Genomic DNA, 20,511 nt, shown 5'->3' with positions numbered 1-20,511 from the left:
GCACCGAGCTTGTCGAAGTGCGTGTCACGAACGCTCCGCTCGCGGGACGTGCTTCGACAGGCTCAGCACAAACGGCGGAGAGGGCAATCCTCTCACGCCTTCATCGCATCATCGCTGACGAACATGTTCCACTGCCGCTCATGCGCGAAGGTGGAGGGCTTGCCATGCCCCGGAATGAACGCCGTCTCGCTCCCCAGCGGCCACAGCTTCGTCACGATCGAATGGAGCAGCGTCTTGTGGTTTCCCTGCGGCAGATCGGTCCGCCCCACCGACCCCTGGAACAGGACATCCCCCACCTGCGCGAACTTCGACGGCGCATGGTGGAAGATCACATGCCCCGCGGTGTGCCCCGGCGTATGGTACACGTCGAGCGTCAGCTCGCCGACCGTCACCGTGTCGCCATCCTCCAGCCAGCGATCCGGCTCGAACGGCACGCCGCGGATACCCCAGTTGCGCCCGTCGTCGCCCAGCCGCGCCAGCCAAAAGCGATCCTCCTCCTGCGGCCCCTCGATCGGCACGCCCAGATCGTCGGCAAGCGGCTTGGCCTCGCCGGCATGGTCGATATGGCCGTGGGTCAGCAGGATCTTCTCCACCGTGACGCCAGCCTGCGCCACCGCCGCCTTGATCTTGGGCAGGTCGCCGCCCGGATCGATCACCGCCGCCTTCATGGTTTTCGTGCACCAGATGATGGTGCAATTCTGTTCGATCGGCGTCACCGCGACGATCATCGCGCGCAGGGCGGGTTCGGTGGTCGTGTCGGTCACGAGATCGTTCCTCGAAGCTGGGGGATCGCACCTGCTAACCCGCCCGTGACGCTCACGGCAAGGCGGATGCGCGGGGTTGCGGCGCGGGGCGGCCGCGGGCATGGCCCGCACATGCCGCTCGCCGCGCCTTTCGTGCTGCTCGACGATGCCCGGACCAGCGGCGCGCCCGCGCGGCTGTACTGCGATCCGACCGCGGTGATCGAGGCAACAGCCATCGCAGAGGTGGAGCCGGCGCTGGCGCACATCCGAGCCGCGGTAGCGCGAGGTCGCCACGCCGCCGGCTTCCTCTCCTATGAGGCTGGCGCCGCGTTCGAGCCCCGCGCCGGCGCAGCAACGGCATCGCCCACCCCACTGCTCTGGTTCGGGCTGTTCGACCGTTATGAGGAACTCGCCGATCCGCGAACGCTCCTCCCCTCGCCGGCCGGCGCCTGGATCGGCGCGCCTCAACCGCACGTCACCCGCGACCAGTATGACGCGATGCTCGGCGAGGTACTGGAGCTGATCGCTGCGGGCGATATCTACCAGGCCAATCTCACCTTTCGCGCCCGCGCGCCGTTCGCCGGCGATCCGCTCGCGCTCTACGCCGCCGTGCGCGGCCGGGCGCAGGCCGGCTGGGGTGCGGTCGTCGCTACCGGCCGCGACACATTGCTCTCCTTCTCTCCCGAACTCTTCTTCCGGCTGGATGACGGCTCGCTCACCTGCCGCCCGATGAAGGGCACCGCCCGCCGCGATCCCGATCCGACCCGCGACGCCGCCATCGCCGAAGCGCTCGCGACGGACGAGAAGCAGCGCGCCGAAAACCTCATGATCGTCGATCTGATGCGCAACGATCTGTCGCGCGTCGCGGCACCGGGCAGCGTCCGGGTGCCCGAATTGTTTGCGGTTGAGCCATATCCCACCGTCCACCAGATGACCTCCACCGTCGCCGCCACGCTCGCGCCGGGGCAGGATGCGATGGACGTGCTGTCCGCGCTCTTCCCCTGCGGCTCGATCACCGGCGCCCCAAAGCTCCGCGCCATGCAAGTGATCGCCGCCACGGAGCAGGACGCGCGCGGCGCCTACACCGGCGCGATCGGGCGATCCGAAGCCAATGGCGACGCGCAATTCAATGTCGCGATCCGCACGCTCCACATCCGGGATGGCGACCAGCACGCCACACTTGGCCTCGGCGGCGGCATCGTCGCCGACAGCCGCGCCGACTGCGAATGGGACGAAGCGCTCGCCAAGGGCGCCTTCCTCACCCACGGCCAGCGTGACCCCGACCTGATCGAGACGATGCACTTCGATCCCGAGGCGGGCATCCTGCTGATCGAGCGCCACCTCGCCCGGATGAAGGCCAGCGCGACAACCTTCGGCTTCGTCTTCGACCGCCACGAGGCGCGCAATGAACTCCAGGCCGCCACCTTCCGCCTCCGCCGCCCCGCGCGCGTCCGCCTGCTCGCGAGCGCCAGCGGCAGGATCACCATCGAGGTCGGCCCGCTCCCGCCCGCTCGCGCCACGCCGATGCAGGTCGCGCTGGTCCCGCTCCCGGTCAGCCCCGCCGACTTCCGCCTGCACCACAAGACGAGCAACCGCGCCTTCTACGACGATGCTCGTCGCGCAAGCGGCGCAGACGAAGTACTGTTCCTCGATCCGCAAGGCTTCATCACCGAAGGCAGCTTCACCAACGTCTTCGTCGAACGTGACGGCCGGCTCCTGACACCCCCGCTCGTGCGCGGGCTGTTGCCCGGCGTGTTGCGCGCCGAACTGATCGATAACGGCCGCGCGATCGAGGCTGACCTCACGCCCGACGACCTTGCCGAGGGGCTCCACGTCGGCAATGCCTTGCGCGGCATCATGCCTGCCACTCTGAACACTGCAGCCTAACCAACTTCGTCATGCCGGCCTCGCGCCGGCATCCAGCCGTCCGCACACTCATCGGCCTCGGATGCGCGGTACGCTAGATGCCGGGACAAGCCCGGCATGACGGAAAGGTCACCGCTCATTTTGCCTTCGTTGCAGTTGCGAAAGCCGATCGGCGATCGCTATAGCCGCCCCGCCCCAACCAGGAGTGGCACTCATGAAGACGTCCGCCGCGCTCGATCGCATCAGCCCCTCGCCCACGCTGGCGATCACCACCAAGGTGCAGGAGCTGAAGCGCGCCGGTACCGACGTCATCGGCCTGGGCGCGGGCGAGCCGGATTTCGACACGCCCGATTTCGTCAAGGAAGCCGCGATTGAGGCGATCCGCCGCGGTCAGACGAAATACACCAACGTCGACGGCACGCCCGAGCTGAAGGACGCGATCGTCGCCAAGTTCAAGCGCGACAACAGCCTCACCTATACGCCTCAGCAGATCAGCGTGAACGTCGGCGGCAAGCATACTTTGTTCAACGCACTCGTCGCGACGGTCGAGGCCGGCGACGAAGTGATCGTGCCCGCGCCTTACTGGGTCAGCTACCCCGATGTGGTGCAGTTCGCCGGCGGCACCCCCGTCATCGTCGCGGCCGGACCGGAGCACGGCTACAAGCTCACCCCTGCGATGCTGGAAGCGGCGATCACCCCGCGCACCAAGTGGCTGATCCTCAATTCGCCGTCGAACCCGACCGGCGCCGCTTACACCGTGGCCGAGCTCAAGGCGCTGGGCGAGGTGCTCGAACGCCATCCGCACGTGTGGATCTTCGCCGACGACATGTACGAGCATATCGTCTATGATGACTTCAAGTTCGCCACGATCGCCGAGGTCTGCCCCTCGCTTTACGAGCGCACGCTGACCGTCAACGGCTGCTCCAAGGCCTATGCGATGACCGGCTGGCGCATCGGCTTTGCCGGCGGCGCGCCGTGGCTGATCAAGGCGATGGCCAAGCTCCAGTCGCAATCGACCAGCAATCCCTGCTCGATCGCCCAGGCAGCCGCGACGGCGGCGCTCAACGGCGACCAGTCGTTCCTCGCCGAGCGCAACGCGGCCTTCAAGACGCGCCGTGACCTCGTCGTCGCGATGCTCAACGACACGCCCGGCATCACCTGCCCGACACCCGAAGGCGCCTTCTACGTCTATCCCGAAGTCTCCGGCCTGATCGGCAAGACCACGCCCAAAGGCCTGAAGATCGAAACCGACAGCGATTTCGTCGGCTATCTGCTGGAGCACGCGCGTGTCGCCGCCGTACAGGGCGTTGCGTTCGGCCTCTCGCCGGCAATGCGCATCAGCTACGCCACCAACGACGAGATCCTTCGTGAGGCCTGCACCCGCATCCAGCAGGCATGTGGCGCTCTGAAGTAAGCGCCACCTTCGTATCCCGCGCTTGCCCCGGGGCTCCGCTTCTTCCTCCACACGGCTGAGGAAGCGGAGCCGTGGATCAAGCCGGGGCGACCTTTATACGCGCACGCGCGGTCGCAGCTTTGGTTCCGCGCTAGAAACGATTACTTTCCACCTTGAACGTACAAGGGCGACAAATTCGCCCCTATATGCCGAACCGCCGATGAACACCGGCCAAAGCCGTGGTTCAGATCACCGCGGCTAGATCAGTCCCCGCCGCCCTTAACGAGATACAGAGCACGCTTATGACCCGCCTCCTAAAGTCCAGCTTCCTGTGGCAGTTCGCCGGCGGGTTCGTGCTTGGCGCCGTGGGGCTGTTTACGCTCGTGCCAGCAACTGATCCCGTCACTGGCGCACCTGTCGAGCAGGTGCGCTGATCGGTCCCGCTTAACGTGGCAGGCCGCCGCTGCGGGATTGACGTCGAACCGTCATGAGATGGAGACTGAACGGTAACGGGATCGTGATCGCCCCGTAACGCGCGGCTGGTAGCGGTGAAAGGCAGGGAGGGCCCTGCCATGCCGACGACTGTCACGCTCGCCGACGTCACCGACCTCGCAGATTTTGCCAATTCGCGTCCGCATCTGCCCGAGCGGATCGTCGAGCGCACGCGCTATCGCACCATCTGGATCAGCGACATCCACCTGGGCACGCGCGGCTGCAACGCCGAGATGCTGATCGACTTTCTCGACCATGTCGACAGCGACACCATGTATCTGGTCGGCGACATCGTTGATGGCTGGCGGCTGCGCAAGCGCTTCTACTGGCCCGCCGCGCATAGCGACGTGGTGTGGCGCTTGCTCAAGCGCGCCAACCGCGGCACCAAAATGGTCTTTATCCCGGGCAATCACGACGAAGCGTTTCGGCAGTTCTGCGGCCTCGATTTCGGCGGCATCGCGATCAAGCGCAACGCCATCCACGAAACCGCCGACGGCCGCCGTCTGCTGGTGCTGCACGGCGATGAATTCGACGCCATCACCCTTGCGCACCGCTGGCTCGCCCATGTCGGGGACACGCTCTACAATCTGCTCATGGCGGCGAACCGCGGCGTGAATTCGTTCCGCCGTCGCTTCGGCATGCCTTATTGGTCACTCAGCAAGCATGCCAAGGCCAAGGTCAAGAACGCCGTCGCCTTCATCTCGCGCTTCGAAGAGATCGTCGCCGAGGCCGCCGGCGCACGCGGCGTCGATGGTGTCGTCTGCGGCCATATTCACACCGCCGAAATGCGCGAGATCGAAGGGGTAACCTACTATAACGACGGGGATTGGGTGGAGAGCGCCACCGCCCTGGTCGAGCATTTCGATGGCCGGATGGAGATCCTCCACTGGTCGGACATCATCGCGCGGCGCGAGACCGCCCCGGTGCTGGCGATCGCGGCCTGACGATCATGCGCATCGCCATCGTCACCGATGCTTGGACGCCGCAGGTCAACGGCGTGGTACGCACGCTCCAGTCGGTGACGCGCGAGCTTGCCGCCATGGGCCACCACGTAATGGTGATCGCACCTGACGCCTTTCGCTCGCTGCCGTGCCCTACTTATCCGGAGATCCGTCTCGCGATTGCCGGCCGGACGGCGGTGGGTCGCCGCGTTGCCGATTTCGGCGCGGAGGCGGTGCATATTGCGACCGAAGGCCCGCTCGGGCTGGCCGCACGACGCTGGTGTCTTGCCCGCGGCCTGCCCTTCACCACTGCCTATCACACCCAGTTTCCGGACTATGTGGCGGCCCGTACCGGCGCCAATCCCGAGTGGATCTGGCGCTTCATCCGCTGGTTCCATCAGCCGGCCGACGCGATCCTGGTATCCACGCCCACGATCCAGCGCGCGCTGGAGGCGCATGGCTTGACACGCATCCGTCGCTGGGGTCGCGGCGTGTCGCGCGAATTCTCCGCCGCCGGGCCAGTCAACGAACGCATGGCAGCGCTGCCAGGCCCGGTGATGCTTTATGTCGGCCGCGTGGCGGTCGAAAAGAACGTGGAGGCGTTCCTCTCCGCCACCCATCCGGGCAGCAAGGTCGTGGTCGGCGACGGCCCTGCCCGCGCTGCGCTTCAGCAGCGCTTCCCCGATGCCTTGTTCCTCGGCGCCCAGTTCGGCGAAGCCTTGGCGGCTTGCTATCGCGCGGCCGACCTGTTCGTCTTCCCCAGCCGCACCGACACGTTCGGACTGGTGATGATCGAAGCGCTCGCCTGCGGCACGCCCGTCGCCGCTTACCCAGTGCCGGGCCCCATCGATGTGCTGACGCCCGAGACTGGCGTAATGCACGCCGATCTGAACCAAGCGATTGCTGGCGCGCTGGCGCTGGACCCCGCGATCTGCGCCGCCGCGGGCGCGCGGCATACTTGGCGAGCGAGCGCCGAACAGTTCCTCGGCGCCTTGACTCCGATCAGGCTGGCGCACGCCGCCTGACGCAAGGACGCTTGCCCTCTCGGCATAGGCACATTAAGTCACAACAGGTTAGGCGGCCGCTCCGGTAAGGGGCGGCCCTATTTGTTTATACCGAAAGGCTTTCCCGCATGAACCAGCCGCTCATGCCCCATGCGACCGCTTCCTGGCTGGTCGACAATACCTCGCTCACCTTTGAGCAGATCGCGGAATTCTGCGGCCTTCACGTGCTTGAGGTTCAGGCGATCGCTGACGATACGGCAGCGACCAAGCTCACTGGGCGCGATCCGGTGCGCGCGCATGAACTGACCCAGGACGAAATCGACAAGGGTCAGGCCGACGCCAATTATCGGCTGAAGATGACCAAGGGCCCCGAGCAGGTCCGCCGCACCAAGGGGCCGCGCTACACGCCGGTGTCCAAGCGGCAGGACAAGCCCGATGGCATCGCCTGGATCATCCGCAACCATCCGGAGATCTCGGACGGGGCGATCTCCAACCTGATCGGCACCACGCGCACCACGATCGCCGCGATCCGCGACCGGACGCACTGGAACATCGGCAATATCACGCCGAAGGATCCGGTGACGCTCGGCCTCACCACCCAGCGCGAACTCGACTCGGCGGTGAACAAGGCGGCCAAGAGCGCTGGCGTCGAGGCGCAGCCGACCGATACCCGTCTCGATGGCGACCGTGAGGCGCTGATCGAACAGCTCCGTGCCGAGCGCGAGCAGGCTGCGCGCGACGCGGAACTGGCCGGTGACGAGGGCATCGCGCCCAAGCCGTTCTTCGAGGATCCGTTCCGCCGCTGATCGGCGCGGCGGTTGAATCTATACCGTCATTCCGGCCTCGTGCCGGCATGACGGTTCTGACTCGCCGGTCATCCCACCGAATCTCCTCGACGTAACGAATGTTATGCTGATAGCGTCGCTCTTATGGCGACCGCATTGAACCGCACGTTGATCGGCGACGAAGGGCTGACCCCCACCAGTTGGGCCGGCCTCACTTTCCCCTTCGGCGATCGCGGTCCGCAGCCGGGTGAGCTGCTGACGGTGATGGACGGGATCCGCTGGTGGCGCGTGCCAATGTCGGGGCCGTTGAAGCACGTCAACGGCCTGATCCTCGACGACGGGCCCGAGCTGCTCGCGATCGACACTGGCACCGCCAGCCCGCGCTCGACAGAGGCGTGGCGCACGATCCTGGAAGGTCCGCTCGACGGCCAGCGCATCGGCCGCATCCTGTGCACCCACATGCACCCCGATCACGTCGGCCTCGCCGGCTGGCTGTCGCGCCGCTTCGACGATGCCGAGATCGTGATGACGCGCACCGAATGGTTGATGGTGCGTATGCTCGCCGCCGACTCGCGCCCCGAAGTGCCCGAGGAGCAGGTCGCCTTCTGGCGTGGCGCCGGCTGGGATGAGGAACAGGTCGCGCATGGCTCGGCCAAGGGCTGGTCGAATTTCGGCAAGGCGATTGCGCGTATGCCGCTGATGTACCATCGCATTCAGGACGGCGAGACGCTGCGCATCGGCGGTAGCGACTGGCATGTCGTCACCGGCAGCGGCCACAGCCCCGAACACGCCTGCCTCGTCGATTACGACCGCCGCGTGCTGGTGGCGGGCGATCAGGTGCTACCCAAGATCAGCTCGAACATCTCGGTGCACGTCAGCCAGATCAACGACGATCCGCTCGGCGACTGGCTGCGCTCGATCGAGAAGTTCAAGCAATTGCCCGACGATTTGCTCGTCCTTCCGGGGCACGGCGATCCCTTCTATGGCCTCCACACCCGCCTCGACGCGCTTCGCGACGAACATCTCGACCGGCTCGACGCGATCGTCGACCTGATGGGGGACGGCCCGGTGCGCGCCACCGATTGCTTCAAGGTGCTGTTCCGCCGCCCGATCGGCCTGGACGTGATCGGCATGGCGACCGGCGAGTCGCTCGCGCATCTGCGCCGGCTCGAGGTGGAGGACCGCGCCGTGCGCGAGGAACGCGACGGCGTGTGGTGGTATGGGCGCTCCTGAGCGCTCTCAAAGGCCGTCATGCCGGGCTCGTCCCGGCATCCAGGCTTCCGCAAACTCATAACCTTCGAGTTCGCGGAAGACTAGCCCCCGGCACAAGGCCGGGATGACAATGCATTGGAGCTCAGCGCCCGACCTGCACCCTCAATGGCGGAAGTGGCGCATCCCCGTGAACACCATCGCCAGCCCCGCCTCATCGGCCGCCGCGATCACCTCGGCATCACGGATCGACCCACCCGGCTGGATCACCGCCGTCGCCCCGGCCTCAACCGCCGCAAGCAAACCATCAGCGAAGGGGAAGAAGGCGTCCGACGCGACCGCCGAACCGATCGTCCGCGGCTCTGCCCAGCCGGCCTTCTCCGCCGCATCCTTCGCCTTCCACGCCGCAATGCGGGCAGATTCCAGCCGGTTCATCTGCCCCGCCCCGACACCGGCGGTGCTGCCGTCCTTGGCATAGACGATTGCGTTCGACTTGACGTGCTTGGCTACCGTCCACGCAAAACGGCAGTCGGCGAGTTCCTGCGCGGTCGGCTGACGCTTGGTCACGACCTCGAGCATGTCATCCGTCAGCACACCGTTATCGCGCGACTGGACCAGCCACCCTCCCGCAATCGTCTTCGCCGTCAGCCCGCCACGCGCCGGATCAGGCAGCGCACCGGTCAGCAGCAGCCGGAGGTTCTTCTTCGCCGCGAACAGCGCGATAGCTTCCTCGTCGGCATCCGGCGCCACTACGACTTCGGTGAAGATACCGGTGATGGCCTTTGCCGTCGCCGCGTCGAGCGGACGATTGAGCGCGATGATCCCGCCAAACGCCGACACGGTGTCGCAAGCGAATGCCGCCTCATAGGCCTCGGCGAGAGTCGCGCCAGTCGCCACGCCGCAGGGATTGGCGTGCTTGACGATCACGCAGCTCGGTGCGGCATCGCGGAACTCGCTGACCAGTTCCAGCGCCGCATCGGCGTCGTTGAGATTGTTGTACGACAGCTCCTTGCCCTGCACCTGCCGCGCCTGGCCAATGCCGCGAACGGCGCTGCCGGACTGGCGATAGAAGGCCGCATGCTGGTGCGGGTTCTCGCCGTAGCGAAGCACCGTCGGCGCCTCGAGCGTGAGTGGCAGGGTCGCCGGGAATTCCTCGCCTTGATCGGTATGGCCGAACCAGCTGGCGATCATCGAATCATAGGTCGCGGTGGCGGCAAAGGCCTTGGCCGCCAGCCGCTTGCGCTCGTCCAGCGTCGTCTCACCGCGCGCGACAACCGCATAATCGGCCGGGTCGGTGACGATCGCCACAAACGCATGGTTCTTCGCCGCGGATCGCACCATGCTGGGGCCGCCGATGTCGATATTCTCGATCACCTCGGGGCGACCGGCACCCTTCGCCACTGTCTGCGCGAACGGGTAGAGATTAACGACGACGAGGTCGATCGCGCCAATCCCATGCTCCTCCATCGCCGCGGCGTGCGCCGCATCGTCGCGCACCGCCAGCAGCCCGCCATGTACCATCGGGTGCAGCGTCTTGACGCGCCCGTCCATCATCTCCGGAAAGTCAGTGAGGTCCGACACGTCGCGAACGGTGAGCCCCGCCTCGCGCAGCGCCTTGGCGGTGCCCCCGGTGGAGACCAGCTCCACGCCCTGATCGGCGAGGGTACGGGCGAGATCAACGACGCCCGTCTTGTCGGACACGGACAGGAGAGCGCGGCGGATGGAGATGGTGGTCATGACACTCTTTTCCACCCCTCCCTTTTAAGGGAGGGGCAAGGGGTGGGTGAGCGGCGGACCGGGCTCGATGCCCGGTTCGGCGCTGCGCGACGAGCGACCTCCTAGCGGCGGTCGCCCCCACCCCCAACCCCTCCCCTGAAGGGCAGGGACGAGAAATTCCGTCACCGCGCGCGCTTCAAGACCCAGCCGACCGTCGTCCCGCCCGCTTCCGCCGCCCCGCTGACCACCAGTTGCTGAGTCGCGATCGGCCGTCCTTCCGTATCGATCCACAAACTTTCGTCGATCGCCAGCGATTCGCCGCCGGTGCGAAACTGCCACATGGCACCACCCGGCACCCGCAACACCGCGCCTAGTCCGTCCGCGGTCGGCGATGCCTCAACCCCGCGCCCCAGGTGGAAGCGGATCGAGAAGGCGGTCGCACCAGGGTGTCGCCGCCGTCCCTTGGGCAGTAGCACGTCTTCGCCGCGCAACTCGCGGCCGTCGCCGGTGAGCACCAGTTGTCGCCGGTGAACGAACCCGTGGCGGCGGACATAGCCGTCATGGCTCGCCTCGATGCGGCTGGCATTCTCCGACTCCTGCCGTCTCAGCTCAAGCTCCGCCACGCCGCGGCCGAGCGTTCCGTCGGCGTGGATCGCGGTGGAATTGGTATCGGCAAGCGTCAGCGTCGAATGCGCCGCAGTGGTGCGCAGTCCTTCCACCAGCGCCTTGGGCAGCCGGGCGTCCGCCGCACGCGCGCCCCCGCAATTGACGATGATGCGCGCTGGCCCGTCAGAGAACTCGAACGCCAGCGTCGAGGCGCAGCCACCCTCCACCACCCGCGCGACCGGTGGGGGCGCGGCGTCCATGATCAGCACCGTGCTGCCGGCTACCAGCCGCTGATAGCCCCAGTCGCGCGCCTGGCGGAGCGGACGGGTGCGGATGCCACTGGCGTCGATCACCTGCGCCACTTGCTCCGCGGTTACCGGCCCGCCGCCCTGCCAGCTTGAAAGGCCGCGATCCGCGTGACAGATGCCCAGCAAGGCCGGCACCATCGACGCTAGTGCATCCTGCGCGAAGCCCGGCAGCTCCAGCCGGCGCGCGGCATAGCTTTCGCGCAGCATTGCCAGCAGCGCCACCAGGTCGAGCAACCCTTCGGGCGAGCGGCTCACCACCCCGCCGTCCTCGAACAGCGCGGTGCCGAGTGCGCGGTGCAGCCCACCCTCGCCGAAGGCGCGGCGCGGATCGCCGCCGGGGATCAGCAACCCCGCTGCAATCACGCCGCACCAGGCAGCGACTCGCGCCGGCCCTGCCGGGGCCTTATCGGCACTGCGATCGATGTGCCGCGCGCCGCGGGCAAGCGCATTGAGCACCTTGGAACGGTAGACAAGATCTGTCGACGAGAGGATCAGCGGCGCATGCGCGGTCCAGAACAGGATGCGCCGCCCCCACAGATCGGGGCGCCAGGCAAGCGCGGTCACCCGCTCGCCGTGAGCCGCCAGCCAGCGCTCCATCAGCCCCTCGGCGATCGGCGCGCCTTGCGCCCGCGTCGCGACGCTCGACAGGTCGCGCAACCAGGCGAAGCTGTGCAGATGCTCGGCCAGCGCCGCGCCGGCCGCAAAGCTACGCAAATCCAGCCCCTCGATCGCATGGCTCTCGCCGCGGAACGCGAATCGCCCCTCCAGCAGCGCACGGCCGCGTGCGAGATCACCGAACAAGGGGTCATCGGGCACGGCGATCAGCTTCAGGGGATAGCGGCCCTTCAGCCGCAGCCCGTGGATGGGCGTGCGCCATGTCAGGCGGTGAAAGCGATCGGAGAGCCGTTCGGCGAGCGACAGGCCCTTGTCGCCGCCGACCCGCATCAGCCGCTTGCCTTCGTCGATCCCGTCAGCGGCGGGAGCTTGGTCCCGGTCGCTCATCCGCCTCGCAAGCCGCGAATGTTCGCGGCGTAAGCCTCGGGCCCGCCGCGGAAGGTGGCGGTGCCGGCGACCAGCGCGTCGGCGCCAGCGTCGATGGCGAGCGCGGCAGTGCGCAGGTCAATGCCGCCATCGACCTCCAGGTCGATGTCGCGGCCGCTGGCGTCGATCATCTTGCGGATTGCCGCGATTTTCCGGAGCTGGCTATTGATAAAGCTCTGCCCGCCGAAACCGGGATTGACGCTCATCACCAGCACCAGATCGACTATGTCGATGAGGTAATCGAGCATCTTGGCGGGCGTACCCGGATTGAGCACCACCCCGGCACGCTTGCCCAGCGACTTGATGTGCTGGAGCGAGCGGTGGATGTGCGGCCCCGCCTCGGGATGAACGGTGATCGTGTCCGCCCCCGCCTCGGCGAAGGCATCGAGATAGGCGTCGATTGGCGAGATCATGAGGTGGACGTCGAACGGCAGGCGCGTATGCGGCCGCAGCGCCTTCACCACCGCCGGGCCGATGGTGATGTTGGGCACGAAATGCCCGTCCATCACGTCGATATGGATCCAGTCAGCGCCCGCGGCATCGATCGCGCGCACTTCTTCACCCAGTTTCGCGAAGTCGGCCGAAAGGATCGAAGGGGCGATACGGACAGGCTTCAACGGTTCACTCGCTGCAGGAGAGGGGCAGGACGCAGGATGCTTAACGCGCGTTTCGTTCAGGCGGAAGCACGCACAAGCCGGACGATGAAAAAGCCGTCACAGCCGCCCGCGTCGGCAAGCGTGCCCGGCAGGGTACGCACGTAGCCGTCGGCATGCAGGGTGATTCCCTCGGGCAGTTCACCGGCCTGCGGCGAGTCAATGCGGTAATCGGCATGCGCGGAAAGAAAGCGCGCCAGCTGCTCCTCCCCCTCAGCCGGCTCTAGCGAGCAGGTGGCGTATACCAAGGCTCCGCCCGGCCGCACCCAGGCCGCTGCGCGATCGAGCAGACGCGCCTGCAACACCGCCATCTCGGCGACGACGCCGGCATGCGCGCGATAGAGGACGTCGGGGTGGCGGCGGAAGATGCCGGTTGCGCTGCACGGCGCATCGATCAGCAGGGCATCGACCGGAGCCGCCGGCGACCAGTCGAGCGCATCGGCGATGACCACCTTGGCCGGCAGCCTGGTGCGCGCGAGATTCTCATGCAATCGCGCCGCACGCGACGGCGAAATCTCCAGCGCCGTCACGTCCCATCCGGCCGCGGCAAGCTGCATCGACTTGCCGCCGGGCGCAGCGCACAGATCGAGCGCGGCGCCGGGCCCGCGTCCGAGCAGCCGCGCCGGCAATGACGCGGCGACGTCCTGCACCCACCAACTGCCCTCGGCATAGCCGGGCAACTGCGTGACCGGTGCCGGATCGACCAGGCGCCGCTGATCGGGGGCGAGCACGACGCCCTCCGGCGCCAGACCATCGGGATCGGCAAGCGTCAGATCGAGCGGTGGCGGCGCCGCAATGGCCTGCGCCGCCGCCTGGGCGACCTCCTCGCCCCATGCCTCGCGCCAGCGATCGCCGACGATTGCAGGAAGCGTAGGTACCGCCGGCAGCGCCACGCCCGCGCGAGTGAGCGCGCCGAACACGCCGTGGACCAGCTTGCGCGGCCCCCCATCGACCAGCGGTAGCACCGTCGCGATTGCGGCATGCGGCGGCGTGCCAAGCGCCAGCGTCTGCACCAAGGCAATGCGCAAGGCCGTGCGTGCCTTGGCATCCTCGGGCAGCGGCTGGCGGGTCGCCGAATCGATCAGTGCGTCGAGATCGGGCAGCCGGCGCAGCGTCTCGGCGGCGATCGCATGCGCCAGGCCGCGATCGTTGGCCTCGCGAAGGTCACGCGTCGCTGCAGGTAGCGCCGCCTCCAGCGGGTCGCCGCGGCGAAGGACGGCATCGAGCAGGCGCATTGCCGCGCGGCGTGCAGCCGTGCCGGGGGGATCGGCCGGGCGACGCGGGCGAGACGGACGGGGGTGGGGGTTGGCGGGGGCAGACATCGCGCCCATGTGGCGGGTGAACGCCGCAACCGGAAGAGCCGATGTCGAAACGCCCCGCCAATGTGAAGCCGCCGGCTTACCTCACGCCCAACACGCCGGTGCCCCAGCCCGCGCCGATCGAGCGCCCGGCTGAAGACCCGCTGGGCCGCGATCCGGTGCGCTACGGCGATTGGGAGAAGAAGGGAATCGCGGTCGATTTCTGACGCCACCCCGCGCTGCTGACATTTCGGACAGGTGACGTAACGTCACCCTTTCGCTGCCGGAACGAACCGGATTTCCGGGCGTCTCAGCTTTGATGATCCAGCCGCTCGCCAATCGCCGCCTCCGGATCGCGGCGATCATCGTCACCGCGTTTCTCGCTGTGCTGGCGGTGGCGCTCGCGGCCTTTCCCTGGGGCTTGCTCAAGGGCGTGATCGAGAGCCGCATGACGGAGCGGTTCGGGCGTCCGGTGACGATCGGTGCGATGGAGCGCGTCGATCGGTTCGGCTTCACCACCAGCGTGCGCCTGCACGATGTGCGCGTGCCGGGGCCGGCCTGGGCCGGCGACGCGGATCTTGCTCTCGTCCGCGACATGGAAATCGGGTTCAGCGCATTGTCGCTCGTCACCGGGCGCCTGGCGTTGAGCCACGTCACGTTATCCGGCGCCCGCCTCCACCTGATCCGCGCTAGGGACGGGCGCGAGAATTGGCGCGGCAGCGCGCGGCGAGGCGGATCGGGCGGCGGTGGCCTCGACCGGCTGACCGTGCACGATTCGCGCCTGACCTATCGCGACGCCAAGCAGGATCGCAGCTTCGATCTCGCGCTCGCGTCGAACGCGGCGGCGGGCTTGCGGTTGAACGGCAGCGGCACGGTGCGCGGCACGCCCGTGCAGGTCGCGATCCGCGCGCCGGCGATCTCCGACAAGGCCGAGGGGCGCTGGCCCTTCGATGCGCGGATCGCCGGCGATGGGCTGACCATGCACGCCAAGGGCAGCATGGACGCGCCGCTCGACACCGATCGCATGACGCTCGACGTGACGGCGCAGGCGCGCGACCTGAAGCTGATCGACGCGATCATCGAGGCGGGGCTGTTCCGCACCCAGCCGGTCACGCTGTCGGCGCATGTACGCCGCGAGCCGGGGCGCTGGCTGATCGATCGGCTCGACGGGCGGATCGGCCGGTCGGACCTGTCGGGCACGCTCACCGTCGGCAAGCAGGACGGACGCACCAAGCTGGACGGCACCTTCACGTCGCGCCAGCTCGACTTCGACGATTTCGCCTCCGACGAAGGGCTGGCGCAACGCACCGCGAAGGAGCGCGCGACCGGCCCGCGCGTGGTGCCCGATACGCGCGTGAACCTCGCCAAGATCGGCAGCACCGACGGGCGGATCGCCTTTCGCGTCGGTCGGATCGTCAGCCGTGAAGGGCCATCGTCGCTGACCAGCCTTTCGGGCACGCTGGTGCTCGATCACCGCGTGCTCACCGTCGCGCCGCTGACGATCGGTGTGCGAGAGGGGCGGATCACCGGGCGCGCGGTGATCGACCAGCGCGACGATGGACCGGTGCCGCTGGTCCGGCTCGACTTTCGCCTGACCGACAGCAGCATTCCCGCATTGGGCGGGGGCGGCGGATCGGTGACCGGCCGCGTCGATGGCCGCGCGGTGCTGGCGGGGCGCGGCAGCACGATCCGTGAGGCGGTCGGCCGGGCCGACGGGCGCATCGGGCTGGTCGCCCGCAACGGCGAATTGCCGCGCGAGATTGCGGAAGCGCTCGGCTTCGACGCCGGCAGCGCCTTGCTCGCGCGTGACGATGCGCGCGCGGTGCTGCGCTGTGTGGTGGTCGGGCTGGACATGCGGGCAGGTCGCGGGCGCGCCGGGCCGTTCGTGGTCGATACCTCGCAGAGCCGACTGGATGGCGAAGGAACGGTAACCTTCCCCGGCGAGACCCTCGCGATCCGCCTGTCGGGCGCCCCGAAGCATGACGCGGTGCTGCGCCTGCCCGGCTCGGCAACGATGGGTGGCACGGTCAGCGCACCCGACATCGTGGTGCCGCGCGAGGTGAAGTCGGTCGGCAACGTCTTCAAGGCGCTCGGCCGGGCGATCACCGGGCGGCAGGGTCCGGTGGCGCAAGACGCCGATTGCGCCGGGCTGGCGGCGCGGGTGCTGCGCTGAGGCTGGCTCCACCCTGATCCGTTCGCCCTGAGCCTGTCGAAGGGCGTGCCCCACAACGCGCCGCCTCAGCACGAACGCGGTTGGTGGTTCGGCGCTAAGCCGCCCGAGTCGCCTCCACCAGCTTCAGCAGCGTGTTCCAGTTCCGCGCCGTGGAGGGCGGCAGCTTCGCGCGGTTGAGCGCCGGCTCCAGCTTCGACCGACCGATCCCGTCGGGGTAATCGACGAACAACTCGCGGCCGATCGCATGCAGCCGCTCCGGCCCGCCATAGCCGACCGGCAGCCGCGCCGGATCGACGGGCGCATGGTGGAACAGCACCAGCACCCGGTTGGGCCGCTCGATCGTGGCATCGGGAAACGGGTTGGCGGCAGTGACCGAGACAAGCTCGGCATGGCTGCGCACGAACCAATCGGTGTCCAGCGCCAGCCGCGAGCGTGCCGCAGCCTGCAACCGCGCCTCGATCGCCCCAGCGTCCTCCTCATCGCACGAGAACACCGCATTGCCCGACGCGAGCAGCGTCTGCACCTCACCCATGCCCTCACCGGCCAGGAAGGCGCGCAAATCCGCCATGGCCAGCGGCTTGCCGGCATTGATCGCGCGCGGGAGCGCCGCCCAGCGCATCAAGCCCCCCCCTAAGCTTCGTCGCGCAGCGGCCGGGCGAGCAGCCCCTCGATCACCTCGCCCGCCGGCACGCCTCCGAGCAGGCGGCACACCGCGGCGGTGATCGGCATGTCGATCCCCGCCTCCGCCGCCGCTTCTGCAAGCACCGGTGCGGTGAACGCACCCTCGGCTACTGTGCGGCGATCGGCCAGCAGGTCCGGCGCCCGCTCCCCGCGCCCCAGCCCGACGCCGAGCGAGAAATTGCGGCTGCTGGTTGAGGAACAGGTGAGCACGAGATCGCCCAGCCCCGACAGGCCCGCAAGCGTCTCCGCCCGTGCGCCACGCGCCATGCCGAAGCGGGTCATTTCGGCAAAACCCCGCGCAATCAGCGCCGCGCGCGCATTCTGGCCGAGGCCGGCGCCCTCCACCACGCCGCAGGCAATGGCGAGGACGTTCTTTACCGCCCCGCCGATCTCCGCCCCGATCACATCGGTGGAGGCATAGGGCCGGAACGTCGGGCTGGCGAGCCGCTCGGCCAGCCGCGCCTGCAAGGCCTCGTCGGCGCAGGCGAGCGTTACCGCCGTCGGCAGCCCGGCCGCGACTTCGTGCGCAAAGGTCGGTCCGGAGAGGACCGCGATCGGCGCGTCCGGATGCACCGCCTGCGCCACGTCGCCCACCAGCCGGCGCGATCCCGCCTCGATCCCCTTGGCGCACAGCACCAGCGGGGTGCGCCCGACCGGCGTCTCCGCCAGGACGGCGCCGACATGCTGCGCCGGTGCGACGACGAGCAAGGCGTCATGCTCGGCCAAGTCGCTCAGCAGCGCCGTCGCACGGATCGCCGGCGACAGCGGCACGCCCGGCAGGAACGCCGCATTCTCCTGCCGCGCGTTGATCCCCTCGACCACCTCGGTCTCGCGCGCCCACAGCAGCACGTCTCCACCACGCGCCGCCACTTGCGCCAGCGCCGTGCCCCAGGCGCCGCCGCCGATCACCCCGATTCTCATGCCTTCACCCCTGCCCCACGCACCGGCTCCGCCGAAGGGTCGAGCGGCCAGCGCGGCCGCGCCGCCACGTCGAGCGGATCGGTCAGCCCCGCGGCGAACCGCTCCGCCCCCGCCCAGGCGATCATCGCGGCATTGTCGGTGCACAGCCACAAGGGCGGGGCCACGAAGCGCAGACCATGCTCTGCCGCGAGCGAAGACAAGGCGCCCCGCACCGCGCTGTTCGCCGCCACGCCGCCTGCCACGACCAGCGCCGTGGCGCCGCCTGCGCGGTTCATCGCGCGGGTGGTGCGGTCGATCAGGCAATCGACCACCGCCGCCTGGAAGGAAGCGGCAATGTCCTCCGGCGCATATTGGCCCACCACCCGCGCCACCGCGGCCTTCAGCCCGGCGAAGGAGAAATGCGGCTCGGGCGAGCGCAGCAGCGGGCGCGGCAGCGGCACCGCCTTTGGATCGCCAGACAGCGCGGCGCGCTCCACCGCCGGCCCGCCGGGGAACCCGAGGCCGAGCAGCTTCGCCGTCTTGTCGAACGCCTCGCCCGCCGCATCGTCGATCGTGGTCGCCAGCCGGCGATAGCGGCCGACGCCCTCGACCAGCAGCAACTGGCAATGCCCGCCCGAAACCAGCAGCAGCAGATACGGAAATTCCAAGTCCGGATCGCTCAACCGCGGGCTCAAAGCATGTCCCTCGAGGTGGTTCACCGCCACCAGCGGCTTGCCCGCGGCATGCGCCAGCGCCTTGCCGGTAACCAGCCCGACCATCACCCCGCCGATCAGCCCGGGCCCCGCCGTCGCGGCCACCGCATCGACATCCGCCAGTGTCACGCCGGCATCGGCCAGCGCCGCCGCGATCAGCGGCTCCAGCGCTTCGACATGCGCGCGCGCCGCAATCTCCGGCACCACCCCGCCATAGGGCCGATGCGCCGCTTCCTGCCCCGCCAGCCGATGCGCCAGCAGCTGCCGATCGCCGGTGACGAGCGCGGCGGCGGTTTCGTCGCAGGATGATTCCAGGCCAAGGATCAGCATCGCTGCTGCTTACCTGCTCGCCTTGCGCTTGTCGAAGGGCGCTCGGCAGTCGATAGGGTCGGATCGTGACACGGATCTTCAAACTCGGCACGCGCGGCTCGCCGCTGGCATTGACCCAGGCCGGCATGGTGCGCGACGCGCTGATGGCCGCGCATGGCTGGGACGATGTCGAGATCGTCGTGGTGCGCACCACCGGCGATCGGGTGCAGGATCGCGCGCTTGCCGAAATCGGCGGCAAGGCGTTGTGGACAAAGGAGCTCGACCGCGCGCTGATCGCCGGCGAGGTCGACGCCTGCGTCCACTCGATGAAGGACGTGGAGACGATCCGCCCGGCGGAGATCGCCATCGCCGCGATGCTGCCGCGCGCCGACGTGCGCGACCGGCTGATCGGCGCGGATTCGATCGACGCGCTGCCGCAAGGCGCGTTGGTGGGCACCAGCTCACCGCGCCGCCGCGCGCAATTGCTGCGGCATCGCCCGGACCTTCAGATCGTGCTATTCCGCGGCAATGTCGATACGCGGCTGGGCAAGCTGGCGACCGGCGAGGTCGATGCGACCCTGCTCGCCGCGGCCGGCCTTGATCGGCTCGGCCGCCACGACACCGGCGTCGCGATCGAGACCGACACGATGCTCCCCGCTCCATCGCAAGGCGCGGTGGGGATCGAGACGCTGGCGGACGGGCCGGCGCGCGCACTGGTCGCGGCGATCGGCTGTTCGACCACATTCGCCTGTGTCGGCGCCGAGCGCGCGTTGCTCGCCGCGCTGGGGGCGAGCTGCCACTCGCCGGTCGGCGCGCTGGCGCGGTCGGAAGGCGGCGGAATGACGATCGCCGCCGAGCTGCTCGATGAAGATGGCACCGCGCATGTCACCGGCATCCTTGCCGGCGAGGATGGCGTGGCGCTCGGCACCGCGCTGGCCGCCGATCTTCTCGGTCGCGCCCCGCCGCAAGTGCGGCGGCTGTTCGCGGGATGAGCCGCCCGGCGCTGGTGCTGCGGCCCGCGCCCGGCGATTCCGCGACGGCGAACCGGCTCCACGCGGCAGGGCTGACCGCTATCCGCCTGCCGCTGTTTGCGGTCGTGCCACTGCCGTGGACGCTGCCTGAGGGGCGACCCGACGCGCTGCTGCTGACCAGCGCCAATGCGGTTCGCCATGCCGGTGCCGGACTGGACCGGCTGCGCGCGATGCCGGTGGTCGCGGTCGGCGCCGGAACGGCAGCGGCCGCGGCGCAGGCCGGCCTCCATGTCATCCTCACCGGGAGCACGGACGGCGCCGCTGCGGTGGCGCTCGCTCAGGAGCAGGGCTGGCGCCGCCTTCTTCGCCTCGGCGGTCGCGAGCGGACGCCGCTGGCGGGCGTCACCGATGTGGCGGTGTACGCCAGCGAGCCGCTCGATCTGCCCTTGGACGCGCTCGCAGCGGCACAGGGCAGCGTGGTGCTGCTCCATTCGACTCGCGCCGCCCGCCGCTTTGCCGAGCTGGCGGGACGTGACGGCATCCGCAGGAACGAGGTGCGCGTGGCGGCGATCAGTGACGCCGTGGCTGGTGCGGCGGGGCTGGGGTGGGATCAGATCGCCATCGCCTCCCGCCCGAGGGACGACGCCCTTGTCGCGGCGGCGGCGACACTCGCGATTGACCGCTAGCGCCTGGCTGGGGATAAGGCGCC

General features: G+C 68.8%; 19 protein-coding genes. 11 read left to right on the top strand and 8 right to left on the bottom strand.

Annotated elements, in window-relative coordinates; genetic code table 11:
• Window positions 1-92: 92 nt before the first annotated feature.
• A complete protein-coding gene (locus tag SPHI_RS08690; RefSeq protein ID WP_076744573.1) occupies window positions 93-728 on the bottom strand; it encodes an MBL fold metallo-hydrolase in 636 nt (211 codons plus the stop codon).
• Window positions 729-830: 102 nt separating this feature from the next.
• Between SPHI_RS08690 and pabB the strand changes: the two genes are divergently transcribed.
• From pabB to SPHI_RS08655, 7 genes are all read left to right on the top strand, one after another.
• A complete protein-coding gene (pabB, locus tag SPHI_RS08685) occupies window positions 831-2,630 on the top strand; it encodes an aminodeoxychorismate synthase component I (protein ID WP_233130798.1) in 1,800 nt (599 codons plus the stop codon).
• Between the two features lie 193 nt (window positions 2,631-2,823).
• On the top strand, window positions 2,824-4,023 hold the full coding sequence (locus tag SPHI_RS08680) for a pyridoxal phosphate-dependent aminotransferase (protein ID WP_076744525.1): 1,200 nt from the start codon (window positions 2,824-2,826) through the stop codon (window positions 4,021-4,023).
• Between the two features lie 281 nt (window positions 4,024-4,304).
• Entirely contained in the window at window positions 4,305-4,436 is a 132-nt protein-coding gene (locus tag SPHI_RS15420; protein ID WP_269844740.1) for a hypothetical protein, read from the top strand.
• 138 nt (window positions 4,437-4,574) lie between these two features.
• Window positions 4,575-5,438 (top strand): UDP-2,3-diacylglucosamine diphosphatase, encoded by an 864-nt coding sequence (locus SPHI_RS08670; protein WP_076744523.1) that lies wholly within the window; start codon window positions 4,575-4,577, stop codon window positions 5,436-5,438.
• Between the two features lie 5 nt (window positions 5,439-5,443).
• Entirely contained in the window at window positions 5,444-6,460 is a 1,017-nt protein-coding gene (locus tag SPHI_RS08665; RefSeq protein ID WP_076744522.1) for a glycosyltransferase family 4 protein, read from the top strand.
• Window positions 6,461-6,567: 107 nt separating this feature from the next.
• On the top strand, window positions 6,568-7,245 hold the full coding sequence (locus tag SPHI_RS08660; RefSeq protein WP_076744521.1) for a DUF1013 domain-containing protein: 678 nt from the start codon (window positions 6,568-6,570) through the stop codon (window positions 7,243-7,245).
• A 123-nt stretch (window positions 7,246-7,368) separates the two neighbouring features.
• Window positions 7,369-8,457, top strand: coding sequence for an MBL fold metallo-hydrolase (locus tag SPHI_RS08655; protein WP_076744520.1), 1,089 nt, complete (start codon window positions 7,369-7,371; stop codon window positions 8,455-8,457).
• Window positions 8,458-8,598: 141 nt separating this feature from the next.
• Here SPHI_RS08655 and purH read toward each other — a convergent pair whose 3' ends face one another.
• The 4 genes from purH to SPHI_RS08635 all read right to left on the bottom strand — a co-directional run bounded on the left by purH (window position 8,599) and on the right by SPHI_RS08635 (window position 14,079).
• Window positions 8,599-10,170 (bottom strand): bifunctional phosphoribosylaminoimidazolecarboxamide formyltransferase/IMP cyclohydrolase, encoded by a 1,572-nt coding sequence (gene purH, locus SPHI_RS08650; RefSeq protein WP_076744519.1) that lies wholly within the window; start codon window positions 10,168-10,170, stop codon window positions 8,599-8,601.
• 161 nt (window positions 10,171-10,331) lie between these two features.
• Window positions 10,332-12,065 carry a heparinase II/III family protein gene (locus SPHI_RS08645; protein WP_076744518.1) on the bottom strand — a complete coding sequence of 578 codons (1,734 nt, stop codon included), beginning with the start codon at window positions 12,063-12,065 and terminating at the stop codon, window positions 10,332-10,334.
• Window positions 12,062-12,721, bottom strand: coding sequence for a ribulose-phosphate 3-epimerase (gene rpe / locus SPHI_RS08640; protein WP_076744517.1), 660 nt, complete (start codon window positions 12,719-12,721; stop codon window positions 12,062-12,064). The genes SPHI_RS08645 and rpe overlap by 4 nt, the downstream gene beginning before the upstream one ends.
• Before the next feature lie 56 nt (window positions 12,722-12,777).
• Window positions 12,778-14,079: an RsmB/NOP family class I SAM-dependent RNA methyltransferase gene (locus SPHI_RS08635; RefSeq protein WP_076744571.1), complete on the bottom strand. Its 1,302-nt coding sequence runs from the start codon at window positions 14,077-14,079 to the stop codon at window positions 12,778-12,780.
• A 41-nt stretch (window positions 14,080-14,120) separates the two neighbouring features.
• Between SPHI_RS08635 and SPHI_RS08630 the strand changes: the two genes are divergently transcribed.
• Window positions 14,121-14,282 carry a DUF1674 domain-containing protein gene (locus SPHI_RS08630; protein ID WP_076744516.1) on the top strand — a complete coding sequence of 54 codons (162 nt, stop codon included), beginning with the start codon at window positions 14,121-14,123 and terminating at the stop codon, window positions 14,280-14,282.
• 92 nt (window positions 14,283-14,374) lie between these two features.
• Entirely contained in the window at window positions 14,375-16,228 is a 1,854-nt protein-coding gene (locus tag SPHI_RS08625; RefSeq protein ID WP_076744515.1) for an AsmA family protein, read from the top strand.
• 94 nt (window positions 16,229-16,322) lie between these two features.
• On the opposite strand, the gene SPHI_RS08620 is transcribed toward SPHI_RS08625, so the two are convergent.
• From SPHI_RS08620 to tsaD, 3 genes are read right to left on the bottom strand one after another with little or no spacing between them, the layout of a single operon-like run.
• Complete coding sequence (locus SPHI_RS08620) at window positions 16,323-16,847, bottom strand: DUF1697 domain-containing protein (RefSeq protein ID WP_076744514.1); 525 nt, start codon at window positions 16,845-16,847, stop codon at window positions 16,323-16,325.
• Between the two features lie 11 nt (window positions 16,848-16,858).
• Window positions 16,859-17,830, bottom strand: a complete 972-nt coding sequence (locus tag SPHI_RS08615) for an NAD(P)H-dependent glycerol-3-phosphate dehydrogenase (protein ID WP_076744513.1) — start codon at window positions 17,828-17,830, stop codon at window positions 16,859-16,861.
• A complete protein-coding gene (tsaD, locus tag SPHI_RS08610; protein WP_076744512.1) occupies window positions 17,827-18,852 on the bottom strand; it encodes a tRNA (adenosine(37)-N6)-threonylcarbamoyltransferase complex transferase subunit TsaD in 1,026 nt (341 codons plus the stop codon). The genes SPHI_RS08615 and tsaD overlap by 4 nt, the downstream gene beginning before the upstream one ends.
• Window positions 18,853-18,917: 65 nt before the next feature.
• On the opposite strand from tsaD, the gene hemC reads away from it, so the two are divergent.
• Both hemC and SPHI_RS08600 read left to right on the top strand, forming a co-directional pair.
• On the top strand, window positions 18,918-19,823 hold the full coding sequence (gene hemC, locus SPHI_RS08605; RefSeq protein ID WP_076744511.1) for a hydroxymethylbilane synthase: 906 nt from the start codon (window positions 18,918-18,920) through the stop codon (window positions 19,821-19,823).
• Window positions 19,820-20,488, top strand: coding sequence for a uroporphyrinogen-III synthase (locus tag SPHI_RS08600; RefSeq protein WP_076744510.1), 669 nt, complete (start codon window positions 19,820-19,822; stop codon window positions 20,486-20,488). The genes hemC and SPHI_RS08600 overlap by 4 nt, the downstream gene beginning before the upstream one ends.
• Window positions 20,489-20,511: the final 23 nt, after the last annotated feature.

It is taken from the genome of Sphingomonas jeddahensis (genome assembly GCF_001981525.1).
GTDB classification, from domain to species: Bacteria; Pseudomonadota; Alphaproteobacteria; order Sphingomonadales; family Sphingomonadaceae; genus Sphingomonas; species Sphingomonas jeddahensis.
The sequence above is the reverse complement of the archived record's forward strand: the minus strand, read 5'-3'. Positions and strand labels throughout refer to the sequence as shown.

Coding starts and splice junctions, on each gene's coding strand:
- SPHI_RS08600 (WP_076744510.1), top strand. CDS start 19,820: ATGAGCCGCCCGGCGCTGGTGCTGCGGCCCGCGCCCGGCGATTCCGCG.
- SPHI_RS08615 (WP_076744513.1), bottom strand. CDS start 17,830: ATGAGAATCGGGGTGATCGGCGGCGGCGCCTGGGGCACGGCGCTGGCG.
- SPHI_RS08670 (WP_076744523.1), top strand. CDS start 4,575: ATGCCGACGACTGTCACGCTCGCCGACGTCACCGACCTCGCAGATTTT.
- SPHI_RS08660 (WP_076744521.1), top strand. CDS start 6,568: ATGAACCAGCCGCTCATGCCCCATGCGACCGCTTCCTGGCTGGTCGAC.
- SPHI_RS08625 (WP_076744515.1), top strand. CDS start 14,375: ATGATCCAGCCGCTCGCCAATCGCCGCCTCCGGATCGCGGCGATCATC.
- SPHI_RS15420 (WP_269844740.1), top strand. CDS start 4,305: ATGACCCGCCTCCTAAAGTCCAGCTTCCTGTGGCAGTTCGCCGGCGGG.
- SPHI_RS08680 (WP_076744525.1), top strand. CDS start 2,824: ATGAAGACGTCCGCCGCGCTCGATCGCATCAGCCCCTCGCCCACGCTG.
- SPHI_RS08655 (WP_076744520.1), top strand. CDS start 7,369: ATGGCGACCGCATTGAACCGCACGTTGATCGGCGACGAAGGGCTGACC.
- SPHI_RS08665 (WP_076744522.1), top strand. CDS start 5,444: ATGCGCATCGCCATCGTCACCGATGCTTGGACGCCGCAGGTCAACGGC.
- SPHI_RS08635 (WP_076744571.1), bottom strand. CDS start 14,079: ATGTCTGCCCCCGCCAACCCCCACCCCCGTCCGTCTCGCCCGCGTCGC.
- tsaD (WP_076744512.1), bottom strand. CDS start 18,852: ATGCTGATCCTTGGCCTGGAATCATCCTGCGACGAAACCGCCGCCGCG.
- SPHI_RS08690 (WP_076744573.1), bottom strand. CDS start 728: ATGATCGTCGCGGTGACGCCGATCGAACAGAATTGCACCATCATCTGG.
- SPHI_RS08620 (WP_076744514.1), bottom strand. CDS start 16,847: ATGCGCTGGGCGGCGCTCCCGCGCGCGATCAATGCCGGCAAGCCGCTG.
- purH (WP_076744519.1), bottom strand. CDS start 10,170: ATGACCACCATCTCCATCCGCCGCGCTCTCCTGTCCGTGTCCGACAAG.
- SPHI_RS08630 (WP_076744516.1), top strand. CDS start 14,121: ATGTCGAAACGCCCCGCCAATGTGAAGCCGCCGGCTTACCTCACGCCC.
- SPHI_RS08645 (WP_076744518.1), bottom strand. CDS start 12,065: ATGAGCGACCGGGACCAAGCTCCCGCCGCTGACGGGATCGACGAAGGC.
- pabB (WP_233130798.1), top strand. CDS start 831: ATGCGCGGGGTTGCGGCGCGGGGCGGCCGCGGGCATGGCCCGCACATG.